This is a genomic window from Streptomyces sp. NPDC059455 (assembly GCF_042750115.1).
Lineage (GTDB): Bacteria > Actinomycetota > Actinomycetes > Streptomycetales > Streptomycetaceae > Streptomyces > Streptomyces endocoffeicus.
On record NZ_JBHYVB010000004.1, the window covers coordinates 59,495 to 70,953 of the forward strand.

Sequence of the window (11,459 nt, forward strand, 5' to 3'; positions counted from 1 at the left end):
CGAGTGGGGGGGGCGGGGGGGGGGGTCCGCCCCGCCCCGCCGCTGGCGCACCGCCCCCCACCCCGCCTGCTGCCCACCCACCCGCTCCGCCACGATCCGCTCCGCCCACCCCGAGGCCCGGTACGCCGCCATCGGGTCCGGGTCGATGCCCAGCTCCTCGCGGACCTCGGCCAGCAGCGGCCTTACGTCGGTGTTGTACGCGTCCATCAGGACCGCGTTGGCGCCGAGCACGTCGCCCTCGCGCTGGGCCACGGCGAGGGCGTCGCGGTCGACCAGGAGGGCCTTGGCCGTGGCCTCCTGGACGTTCATCACCGAGCGGATGATCGCCGGGATCTTGGGCTCGATGTTGTGGCACTGGTCGAGCATGAAGGCGACCCCCGAGGTCAGCCCGCCGCCCCGGACCACCTCGTACATGATCCGGAAGAGCTGGAAGGGGTCGGCGGCGCCGACCATCAGGTCGTCGTCCGCGTAGAAGCGGGAGTTGAAGTCGAAGGCGCCGAGCTTCTTCTCGCGCAGCAGGAGGGCGACGATGAATTCGATGTTGGTGCCGGGCGCGTGGTGGCCGGTGTCCACGCAGACCTGGGCCTTGGGGCCCAGCTTGAGGCAGTGGGCGTAGGCGGTGCCCCAGTCCGGGACGTCCGTGGTGTAGAAGGCGGGCTCGAAGAACTTGTACTCCAGCAGCATCCGCCGGCCCTCGCCGAGGCGCTCGTAGACCGCGCTCAGCGCCTCGGCGAGGCGGTCCTGGCGGGCCGCGATGTCGTCCTGGCCGGGGTAGTTGGTGCCGTCGGAGAACCAGAGCTTGAGGTCGCGGGAGCCCGTGGCGTCCATGATGTCGACGCACTCCAGGAGGTGGCCCAGCGCCTTGCGGCGGACCGCCGGGTCGGGGTGGGTGACCGAGCCCAGCTTGTAGTCGTCGTCCTGGAAGACGTTGGAGTTGATGGCGCCCAGCTTCAGGCCGCGCTCCTCCGCGTACTTGGCGAGCGCCCCGTAGTCCTCGACCGTGTCCCAGGGGATGTGCAGGGCGACCGTGGGGGCGACTCCGGTGAAGGCGTGCACCTGGGCGGCGTCGTCCAGCTTCTCCTGGGGGGAGCGCGGGACGCCGGGCTGGGCGAAGACCTTGAAGCGGGTTCCGGAGTTGCCGTACGCCCATGACGGCGTCTCGACCGCCTGGCTCTTGAGGGCCGCCTTCACGGCTGGAACGTCAGACATGAATCTCCTTCATGAAACGATTCAAGAAACCTAGCCGCGCGGTCGGCCACGCGTCAAGAAGTGGTGGGTCCCCGACCCCACGGCGAACACCGCGCAGCCGTCCGCCATGCGCTGCGGGCGGGCGCCGCGAGCGGTCACATCCGCCGCGCGGCGTGCCGGGACCCAGATCTGGGCCGTGGTGTTGACGGGGATGGACACCGTGAGGGTGAAGTCCCCGCCGTTGTCCCCGCCCTGCGACCAGCGGGTGGTGACCGGGCCGTAGAGGGATTCGTAGCGGCCCTCGGCGGAGCGCACCTCGCCACCGGGGCGGGGCCGGATGAGGAACTCGCGGAAGCCGGGGGCGGCCGGGGCGATCCCGGTGATGTTCTGGTACATCCACTCGCCGACCGAGCCGTAGGCGTAGTGGTTGAACGAGTTCATCCCGACGTCCTGGAAGCTCCCGTCCGGCTTGATCGAGTCCCAGCGCTCCCACATCGTGGTCGCGCCCCGGTCGATCTGGTAGCCCCAGGAGGGGAATGTGCGCTGGTGGAGCAGGCGGTAGGCGACGTCCGTGTGACCGGCCTCGGTGAGGGTCGGAAGCAGTCGCGGGGTGCCGAGGAAACCGGTGGACAGATGCCAGTCGCGGTCCTTGATGAGGGCGACGAGGCGATCGGCCGCGGGTGTGCGGAGGCCGGCGGGGAGCAGGCCCATGGAGAGCGCCAGGACGTACGCGGTCTGGGTGTCGCCCTTGATCCTGCCGTCGGCGGAGACGTACGCGCGGTTGAAGGCCGTCTTGACGCGGGTCAGGAGGTCCTCGTACGGGGCCGGGTCCTCGCCCAGGACGTGTGCGGTGCGGGCGACGAGGTCGGTGACGTGGGCGAAGTAGGCGGTGGCGATGACGTCCTTCGGGGTGTCCGCCTCGATGCTGAGCCAGTCGCCGTAACCCTCGGCGGGCCGCAGCAGATCGGTGCTGTGCTCTTCCAGGTAGGTGATCCAGCGCCGCATGGCCGGCCAGTTCTCGCGCAGCACCCGGGTGTCGCCGTACGCCTGGTAGAGGTTCCAGGGCACGGTCACCCCGGCGTCGCCCCAGCCCGCCACGCCGTTGCCGACGTCGCCGAGGTGGGGTGCCACATCGGGGAAGGAGCCCTGGTCGGTCTGGCCGTCGCGCAGGTCCTGGAGCCATTTGGTGAGGAAGCGGGCGGACTCCATGGTGTACGCGGCGGTGCTGGAGAACACGTTGATGTCGCCGGTCCAGCCGAGCCGTTCGTCCCGCGCCGGGGTGTCGGTGGGGATGGACAGGAAGTTGCCGCGCAGCCCCCACGTGATGTTGGAGTGCAGCTGGTTGAGCATCGCCGAGTCGGTGTGGAACGACAGGGTGAACGGGGCGGCGGTGTGCATCACCCGGCCCGTGATCGCGTCGAGGGAGGGCGTTCCTGGGTAGCCCGTGACCTCGACGTAGCGGAAGCCGTGGAAGGTGAAGCGCGGCTCGTAGGTCTCCCGGCCGCCGCCCTTGAGGGTGTAGGTGTCGACGGGGCGGGCGGTACGCAGATTGGCCGTGTAGGCGGTGCCGTCCGGGCCCAGCACCTCGGCGTGGCGGATCCGGACCTTGTGGCCGGCTGGGCCGGAGACGGTGAGACGGACACTGCCGACCATGTTCTGGCCCAGGTCGAAGAGGTGGACACCGGGGGCGGGTTCGGTGACCTTGACGGGCTTGATCTCGCGTTCCACCCGGGTCGGGGCGTCGGTCTGGGCCACCACCTCGGCCGTGATGTCCGTGGCCGTGACGGTGGGGCGCCAGCCGGTGTCGTCGAAGCCCGGTGAGGTCCAGCCGGGGGTCTCCGCGCGGGCGTCGTACTCCTCGCCCATCAGCAGATCGGCGGTCAGCAGCGGGCCGGTGGCCGCGCGCCACTGCTGGTCGGTGGTGACGCGCTCGGTGCTGCCGTCGGTGTACGTGACCTCCAGCTGGGCGAGCAGGGCCGGGTGGTCGCCGTACTGGGTCTGGCCGAACCAGGCGATGTTCCCGGCGTACCAGCCGGGTGCGAGGGTCACCCCGAGGGCGTTCGTCCCTCGGCGGAGGGCGTCGGTGACGTCGTAGGTCTGGTACGCCACGCGCTTGCGGTAGTCGGTCCAGCCGGGCGCCAGCTGGTCGCGGCCGACGCGGACACCGTTGAGGTGGGCTTCGTAGAGGCCCAGCGCCGTGGAGTAGAGCCGGGCGCGCGCCACGGGCTTGGTGAGCCGGAAGGTGCGGCGCAGCTGGGCGGGGGACTGGAGGGGGAGCACCTTGCCCCAGGGCCCGCCGCCCCAGGCTGCCAGCTTCCTGGCGGTGGCCCAGCCGCTGTCGTCGTAGTCCGGGTCCGTCCAGGTGGCGGGAGGCTCGGCGGCGGTGGTGTGCCAGGTGGCGTCCGTGTGGTGGTGGGTGGTGCCGTCCTCGGTGGTGAGCTCCAGGGTGGCGAGCAGCCCCGCCGGGCCCTTCTCGGCGTTGGTGGCCGCGATGGCGAGGGTGGCGGCGCCCTGGTCGAGGAATTCGGTCACGTCGACGGTGACCGGATGGCTCCATGCCTTGAGGGCGCCCACCGCCTCGCGGGCGGCGACCTCGGCGCCGTTCACATGGGCGGTGAAGCCGTCGTCGGCCGCCACCACCAGCTGGGCGCGGCGGACGGTGCCCGGGGCGTGGACGGAGGTACGGAACCACCGGGTGGCCGCCGGGGCCTCGGTGGCCGGGTCCCCCTCGGGGAACCAGATCCAGGAGGCGCCCTCCAGGGACGGGGGCGAGGTCAGCGCGGCGGGCGCGGCGATCCAACGGGCCTGCCACTGACCGGAGTTCAGCAGCCCGGTCTCCCACCAGGCGGGGGCGGACCAGGGGGAGGGGCGGCCGTGGCCGTCCCAGACCCGCACCGACCAGTGGTAGCGGGTGCGCGGGCCCAGGGTCGGGCCGTCGTAGGGGACCAGGACCGACTGGCGCGATGTCGTCCTGCCGCTGTCCCAGACGTCCGGTTCGCCGAGCCGGTCGGGGGAGGTGGCGACCCGGATGTGGTAAGCGCTCTGGAGCTGGTCGCGGGCGTCCGAGTCGAGGATCCAGCTCAGCCGGGGGCGGGCGGTGTCGAGGCCGAGCGGATGGGGCGCGTACTCCACCGTGGTGCTCAGGACCCGCAGCCCCGCGCCGGGGCGGTCCTCGGCGGCGGCGGACGGGGTGAGGGCGGGCAGACCCGTGAGGGCCGTACCGGTGGCAGCGGTGGTGGCGAGCAGGTGACGTCTGCTGATCATGGGCTTCCTCCAGGGACGGCTGGATGGGAACGATCGATGAAAACGATTCAACCCAAGGCGCCTGGACCGTAGGGCCGGGGTTCGGGGTGCGTCAAGGGGGTTGAAACGATGTGGGTATATCCCGTGCACACCCCCTTGACGGCCGCATAGGGCGCCGCTAGCTTCCCGGAATCCGGCATTGAAACATTTCATTTATTGCCCCTGCGTACGCGTCAGGAGACTCCGTGAGCCAGCCTGCTTCGACCGGTGTGCCGGTCCTCGCCCTCGAGGGGGTGAACAAATCCTTCGGCGCCGTACGGGCCCTCCGGGACGTCTCGCTCGAGCTCTTCGCCGGTGAGGCCCATGCCCTGGCCGGTGAGAACGGGGCGGGCAAGTCGACGCTCATCAAGATCCTCGCCGGGGTGCACCGGCCCGACTCCGGCCGGGTGCTGCTGGACGGCGAGCCGGTGGTCTTCCACGGCCCCGCCGACGCCCGTGACGTCGGCACCGCCGTCATCTACCAGGAGCCGACGCTCTTCCCCGATCTGTCCATCGCCGAGAACATCTTCATGGGCCGTCAGCCCCGCCGGGCCCTCGGCCGGATCGACCACAAGGCCGTACGGACCTCCACCGCCGCCCTGATGGCGCGGCTCGGCGTCGAGCTCGACCCGGACCGGCCCGCCAGGGGCCTGTCCATCGCCGACCAGCAGATCGTCGAGATCGCCAAGGCGCTCTCCTTCGACGCCCGGGTGCTGATCATGGACGAGCCGACGGCGGCACTCACCGGGAGCGAGACCGCCCGGCTCTTCTCGGTCGTCGAGACGCTGCGCGCCGAGGGCGCCGCCGTGCTGTTCATCTCCCACCGCCTGGAAGAGATCTTCGAACTCTGCCAGCGGGTCACCACCCTGCGGGACGGCCGGTGGGTGGCCTCCGAGCCGCTGGCCGAGCTCACCCAGGACGCCCTGGTCCGCCGCATGGTCGGCCGGGACCTGGCCGAGCTCTACCCCAAACAGGACAGCCGGGTCGGCGAGACCGCGCTGTCGGTGCGCCGGCTGACCCGTGAGGGCGTCTTCCGGGACGTCTCCTTCGAGGTGCGGCGCGGTGAGATCGTCGCGCTCGCCGGGCTGGTCGGCGCCGGGCGCACCGAGGTCGCCCAGGCCGTCTTCGGCGTGGACCGGGCGGACGCGGGCGAGGTGCGGGTCGACGGGGCGGTGCTGCGGCCCGGTTCGCCGACCGCCGCCATGGACGCCGGGCTCGCCCTCGTCCCCGAGGACCGGCGCCAGCGCGGGCTGGTGATGGAGATGTCCATCGAGCGGAACATCGGGCTGACCGGCCTGGACCGGCTGGGCCGCGCGGGGCTGGTGAAACGGGCGCTGGAGCGCGGCCGCGCCGCCGACTGGGCGGTCCGGCTCCAGCTGAAGTACGGCAGCCTCGCCGACCACGTCGGGGTGCTCTCCGGCGGCAATCAGCAGAAGGTCGTGCTCGCCAAGTGGCTGGCGACCGAGCCCACGGTGCTCATCGTGGACGAGCCCACGCGAGGGATCGACGTCGGCACCAAGGCCGAGGTGCACCGGCTGCTGTCGTCGCTGGCCGCCGACGGGCTCGCGGTGCTGATGATCTCCTCCGATCTGCCCGAGGTGCTGGGCATGGCCGACCGGGTCCTGGTGATGCACGAGGGCCGGCTGGTGGCCGAGATCCCGCGCGCCGAGGCCACCGAGGAGTCCGTGATGGCCGCCGCGACCGGGCTCACGGGTGGCGCCGAAGGCGCCGGTGTCGCCGGTGAGGCCGCCGCGACCGCGCTCCCCGGCGAGGCCGCCGCGACCGGGCCGACCGATGCCACCGGCGCGAGCGGGCACCCCCACGCCACCGGTGACACGGGCGCGAGCGGGCGCACCGGCGCCACCGGCGCGAGCGGGCACCCCCACGCCACCGGGCCCACCGGCGCCGACGGCGCCACGGCAGAAGGGACCCGCACGTGAGCGTGACCATCGAGAAACCCGTCAACCCCGCCACCGCCCCGGAGACGGCACGCTCGGCGCGCTCGCTCGTCGACGCCGTCTTCCGCGCGCGGGAGATCAGCATCGCCGGGGCCCTCGTGCTGCTGGTGCTGTTCACCTGGATCGCCGAACCGCGCTTCCTCGACGACCAGGGCATCAAGGACCTGCTGCTCAACGCCGCCATCCTGGTGCTGCTCGCGGTCGGGCAGTCGGTCGTGGTCATCACCCGCAACATCGATCTGTCCGTCGGCTCCGTGGTGGGCCTGTCCGCCTTCGCCTGCGGGAAGTTCGTCTCCGGCACCGACCACGGGCCGCTGACGGTCCTGGCCCTCGGCCTCCTCGTCGGCGCGGGCTGCGGCATCGTCAGCGGTGCGCTGGTGAGCTTCGGACGGGTGCCCGCGCTGGTGGTGACCCTCGGAATGCTCTACATCATCCAGGGCGTCGACTACTGGTGGGCGCAAGGCGAGCAGATCAACGCCGCCGATGTGCCGGAGTCCGTACTGGACCTCGGCAGCGGCAGCGTGCTGGGCATCCCGTATCTCCCGCTGATCGCCTTCGTGGCGCTCGCCGGGACCGCGTACGTCCTGCGCACCTACCGCGGTGGCCGTGAGCTGTACGCCATCGGCTCCAGCCCGGAGGCCGCCCGGCTGGCCGGGGTGCCGATCCGGCGGCGGGTGCTGGCCGCGTATCTGTTCTCCGGCGCCGTCTCGGGCTTCGCGGGCGCGCTGTGGCTGGCCCGCTTCGGCACCGTCGTCGCCGACAACGCCCACGGCTGGGAACTCACCGTGGTCAGCGCGGTGGTGGTCGGTGGCGTCGCCATCGTCGGCGGCACCGGCACGGTGTGGGGCGCGGCGCTGGGCGCTCTGCTGCTCACCACCATCGGCAGCGCCCTGGCCGTGCTGAAGGTCGACTCCTTCTGGCAGGACGCCATCGCCGGTGCGCTGCTGCTGGCGGCCATCAGCGTGGACCGGATCGTACGGGTGCGCATGACCCGCGCGCTGAGGAAAAGGAGCGCACGTTGACTTCCTCCCCCGGCCTAAGGGCGGGGGAGTCCAGCGGTCGCCCGCTGGGTTTCCTGCTTCACTGACGACCGCCCCGTCCGGGAGGACTCCCGTTGAGGTCTTACACCGTCTCCACAGGCAGAGGCCGCCAGCCCGGCGGCCAGGATGTTGCGTGCCGCGTTCACGTCGCGGTCATGCACGGTGCCGCAGTCGCACGTCCACTCCCGGACGTTCAGCGGCAGTCGCTCGCGGACCGTGCCGCAGGCCCCGCACAGCTTGCTGGACGGGAACCAGCGGTCGATCACGATGAGCTCGCGCCCGTACCAGGCGCACTTGTACTCCAGCATCATGCGCAGGTCCGTCCATGCCGCGTCCGAGATGGCTCGCGCGAGCTTGCCGTTCTTCAGCAGGTTGCGGACGGTGAGGTCCTCGATCACGACCGTTTGGTTCTCACGGACGAGACGAGTGGTCAGCTTGTGCAGGAAGTCCCGGCGCCGGTCGGTGATCCGAGCGTGCACGCGGGCGGCCTTCCGGCGCGCCTTCTCCCAGTTCGTGGATCCCTTGGCCTTGCGGGACAGCTCCCGCTGCGCCTTCGCCAGGCGGGCCCGGTCACGGCGTTCGTGCCGGGGGTTGGCGACCTTCTCCCCGGTGGACAGGGTCACCAGGGAGGTGATCCCGGCGTCCAGGCCGACCGCCGCACTCGTAGCGGGGGTCGGGGCGATGGTGTCCTCGACGAGCAGGGAGACGAACCAGCGGCCCGCGCTGTCGCGGGACACGGTCACCGTCGTCGGCTCCGCGCCTTCTGGGAGGGGACGGGACCAGCGTATCTCCAGCGGCTCGGCCATCTTCGCCAGCGTCAGACGCCTGTCGCGCCATGTGAAGGCGCTGCGGGTGTACTCGGCCGACGTGCGGGACTTCTTCCGCGATTTGTACCGCGGGTACTTCGCCCGCTTGGCGAAGAAATTCCCGAACGCCGTCTGAAGGTGGCGCAGCGCCTGCTGGAGGGGGACGGAGGACACCTCGCTCAGGAAGGCGAGTTCCTCTGTCTTCTTCCACTCCGTCAGCGCGGCGGAGGACTGGACGTAGGAGATGCGGCGCTGCTCGCCGTACCAGGCCCGCGTGCGCTCCTCCAGCGCCTTGTTGTACACGAGGCGGACACAGCCGAACGTGCGCGACAGCTCGGCCGCCTGCTCGTCCGTGGGGTAAAAGCGGTACTTGAAAGCCCGCTTGACCTGGCGTGTCACGCCTCACAGCCTATCAGCTCCCTTGTGAGTAGCGGATGTCGGCGGGATCTCGGTGGACGCCGAATCACCCTGACAGCGATTCGGCTTTCCCTGCCCTGCTTCGCAGGAGCTTCGTTTCCTCCCCCGGCAGAAGCCGGGGGTATCCACGAAGGAGAACCCCGATGAAGCTCAGGTGGGACACCGCCGTCGGGGTGCTGCTGGTGGCCGTCTTCCTCACCGGCCTCGGCACCACGGACGGCTTCGCCAGCCGCGACAACCTCGCCTTCGCCTTCAACGACATCGCCGAGGTGGCGCTGATGGCGCTGCCGATGACGCTGCTGGTGGTGGCCGGGCAGGTGGATCTGTCGGTGGCCTCGATGCTCGGCCTGTCCAGCGCGCTCACCGGCCAACTGTGGGACGCGGGCTGGGCGTTCGAGACCATCGTGCCGATCGTGCTGCTGGTCGGGGTGGCCGGCGGGCTGCTCAACGGCTGGCTGGTCACCCGGGTCGGGCTGCCCTCGCTGGCCGTCACCATCGGGACGCTCGCGCTCTACCGGGGGCTGGCTTCGGTGGTGCTCGGCTCCAACGCCATCACCGACTTCCCCGAGACGTACGCCAAGTGGGCCGTGGACACCACCACCGTGCCCGGCACCTTCCTCACCTATCCGGTGACGCTGTTCATCGTGCTGGCCGCCATCGCCGCCGTGGTGCTGCACGCCACGGGCATCGGCAGGTCGCTGTTCGCCATCGGCGCCCAGGAGGACGCCGCGTACTTCGCGGGCATCCGCGTCAAACGCGTCAAGCTGCTGCTGTTCGTCGTCAGCGGGCTGATCTCGGCCTTCGCGGGGGTCGTGTTCACCCTGCGGTACGGCAGCGCACGGGCCGACAACGGCCAGGGTTTCGAAATGCTCGTCATCGCCTCCGTCCTGCTGGGCGGCGTCGACTTCGACGGCGGCAAGGGCACGCTGTTCGGCGCCGTCGCCGGGGTGCTGCTCATCGGCGTCCTGAAGAACCTGCTGACCCTCAACGACGTGGCCAACGAGGTCCAGGTGATCGTCACCGGGCTGCTGCTGGTGGCCTCCGTCCTCACCCCCCGTCTGATCACCACCGTGAGCGCCTGGCGTCACCGGCGCGCCGCCGCCTCGACCAGCTGATCCACCCTCGTACCGCGAAAGGTCTTCTCATGAACCAGCGCTTCGCCCTCCCGTCGTCCGCCACCACCCTCGAACGGGGCGCTGCGCGCCACGACCCTTTTCGAAGCCGCCGCGCCGCCGCCACCGCCGCCGCGGTCTGTGCCCTGGCCGTGGCCCTGGCCGGCTGCGGCGGCACCACCAAGAACGACAACGACAACGGCGGCGCCGCCAAGAGCGATGCCAAGGCCGACCCCGGCGCCCCCCTGAAGAAGGGCCTCAAGCTGGCCTTCCTGCCCAAGCAGATCAACAACCCCTACGAGAGGATCGTCGACGAGGCGGGGATCACGGCCGCCGGGGAGCTCGGCGGCAAGGGCAAGGAGGTCGGACCGTCCGACGCCAGCGCCTCCTCCCAGGTGTCGTACATCAACACCCTGGTCCAGCAGCGCCAGGACGCCATCCTGATCGCGGCCAACGACCCCAACGCGGTGTGCGGCCCGCTCAAGCAGGCCATGAAGAAGGACATCAAGGTGGTGGCGTACGACTCCGACACCGCCCCGGCCTGCCGTCAGCTCTTCATCAACCAGGCCAGCTCCGAGGAGATCGGCCGCAGCCAGGTCCAGCACCTCGCCAAACAGCTCGACTACAAGGGTCAGATCGCGATCCTCTCCGCCACCCAGAACGCCACCAACCAGAACACCTGGATCCGCTTCATGAAGGACGAGCTGAGCAAGCCCGCCTACAAGAACATGAAGCTGGTCAAGACGGTGTACGGGGACGACGACGACCAGAAGTCCTTCCAGGAGACCCAGGGCCTGCTCAAGGCGTACCCCAAGCTCAAGGGCATCATCGCGCCCACCACGGTCGGCATCGCCGCGGCCGCCCGCTACATCAGCGGCTCCTCGTACGAGGGCAAGGTGGTCCTCAACGGCCTCGGCACGCCCAACCAGATGCGCAAGTACGTCAAGGACGGCACCGTCGAGCAGTTCGCGCTCTGGGACCCCAAGAAGCTCGGCTACCTCGGTTCGTACGCCGCGGCCGCGCTCGCCTCCGGGCAGATCACCGGGGCCGAGGGGGAGAAGTTCAAGGCCGGGAAGCTGGGCGAGTACACGGTCGGCAAGAACGGCGAGGTCATCCTCGGCCCGCCCACCGTCTTCGAGAAGTCCAACATCGACAAGTACCACTTCTGAGGCGGGCGGTCGGCGATGCGGCGGGTGTGTTTTCTGCTGAAGGTCCGCCAGGACGGGATCGAGGAATACCGCGAGCGGCACGCGGCCGTCTGGCCCGAGATGTGGGCGGCGCTGTCGGAGACCGGCTGGCACAACTACTCGCTCTTCCTGCGCGAGGACGGGCTGCTCGTCGGCTACCTGGAGACCGAGGACTTCGAGGCGGCCCAGGCGGCGATGGCCGCAACCGAGGTCAACGCCCGCTGGCAGGCCGAGATGGCGCCCTTCTTCGAGGCGCTCGACGGCGCGAAGCCGGACGAGGCGATGAAGCCGCTCACGGAGGTCTTCCACCTCGCGTAAACGCTCCGCTGAAGGTGCCACGATCGGTCGTCGGCCATCCGCGGCGCCGTCGTGGCCGGCCGCGCCCACGCGGCGGAGCCGCACATCGACACAGCCCCGCGCCCCCGCGGGGCGCGCCGGGCCCCCGCCGGCGCCCGCGGCGCGGGGGGGC

Annotated in this window: 8 protein-coding genes; 5 read left to right on the forward strand and 3 right to left on the reverse strand. The window is 70.9% G+C overall.

Going from position 1 to position 11,459, the window contains the following annotated elements; translation table 11 throughout:
- Both rhaI and ACFXB5_RS02630 read right to left on the reverse strand, forming a co-directional pair.
- Positions 1 to 1,209: L-rhamnose isomerase (gene rhaI, locus ACFXB5_RS02625; RefSeq protein ID WP_385201673.1), on the reverse strand; the 1,209-nt coding region annotated here is incomplete at its 3' end.
- 30 nt (positions 1,210 to 1,239) lie between these two features.
- Complete coding sequence (locus ACFXB5_RS02630; RefSeq protein WP_385201675.1) at positions 1,240 to 4,452, reverse strand: alpha-L-rhamnosidase; 3,213 nt, start codon at positions 4,450 to 4,452, stop codon at positions 1,240 to 1,242.
- A 224-nt stretch (positions 4,453 to 4,676) separates the two neighbouring features.
- Here ACFXB5_RS02630 and ACFXB5_RS02635 point away from each other — a divergent pair, with 224 nt between their 5' ends.
- Positions 4,677 to 6,410: an ATP-binding cassette domain-containing protein gene (locus ACFXB5_RS02635; RefSeq protein WP_385201677.1), complete on the forward strand. Its 1,734-nt coding sequence runs from the start codon at positions 4,677 to 4,679 to the stop codon at positions 6,408 to 6,410.
- Complete coding sequence (locus ACFXB5_RS02640; protein WP_385201679.1) at positions 6,407 to 7,450, forward strand: ABC transporter permease; 1,044 nt, start codon at positions 6,407 to 6,409, stop codon at positions 7,448 to 7,450. Before ACFXB5_RS02635 ends, ACFXB5_RS02640 begins: the two co-directional genes overlap by 4 nt.
- Positions 7,451 to 7,464: 14 nt before the next feature.
- Here ACFXB5_RS02640 and ACFXB5_RS02645 read toward each other — a convergent pair whose 3' ends face one another.
- Positions 7,465 to 8,673: an RNA-guided endonuclease InsQ/TnpB family protein gene (locus tag ACFXB5_RS02645; RefSeq protein ID WP_385201681.1), complete on the reverse strand. Its 1,209-nt coding sequence runs from the start codon at positions 8,671 to 8,673 to the stop codon at positions 7,465 to 7,467.
- 161 nt (positions 8,674 to 8,834) lie between these two features.
- Between ACFXB5_RS02645 and ACFXB5_RS02650 the strand changes: the two genes are divergently transcribed.
- From ACFXB5_RS02650 to ACFXB5_RS02660, 3 genes are read left to right on the forward strand one after another with little or no spacing between them, the layout of a single operon-like run.
- Positions 8,835 to 9,806: an ABC transporter permease gene (locus tag ACFXB5_RS02650; RefSeq protein ID WP_385201682.1), complete on the forward strand. Its 972-nt coding sequence runs from the start codon at positions 8,835 to 8,837 to the stop codon at positions 9,804 to 9,806.
- A gap of 29 nt (positions 9,807 to 9,835) precedes the next feature.
- Positions 9,836 to 10,972, forward strand: coding sequence for a rhamnose ABC transporter substrate-binding protein (gene rhaS / locus ACFXB5_RS02655; protein WP_385201684.1), 1,137 nt, complete (start codon positions 9,836 to 9,838; stop codon positions 10,970 to 10,972).
- 15 nt (positions 10,973 to 10,987) lie between these two features.
- On the forward strand, positions 10,988 to 11,308 hold the full coding sequence (locus ACFXB5_RS02660) for an L-rhamnose mutarotase (protein WP_385201686.1): 321 nt from the start codon (positions 10,988 to 10,990) through the stop codon (positions 11,306 to 11,308).
- Positions 11,309 to 11,459: the final 151 nt, after the last annotated feature.

Excerpts from the sequence above, each read along its gene's own strand:
- ACFXB5_RS02660 (WP_385201686.1), top strand. The coding sequence starts at position 10,988 with ATGCGGCGGGTGTGTTTTCTGCTGAAGGTCCGCCAGGACGGGATCGAG.
- rhaS (WP_385201684.1), top strand. The coding sequence starts at position 9,836 with ATGAACCAGCGCTTCGCCCTCCCGTCGTCCGCCACCACCCTCGAACGG.
- ACFXB5_RS02630 (WP_385201675.1), bottom strand. The coding sequence starts at position 4,452 with ATGATCAGCAGACGTCACCTGCTCGCCACCACCGCTGCCACCGGTACG.
- ACFXB5_RS02650 (WP_385201682.1), top strand. The coding sequence starts at position 8,835 with ATGAAGCTCAGGTGGGACACCGCCGTCGGGGTGCTGCTGGTGGCCGTC.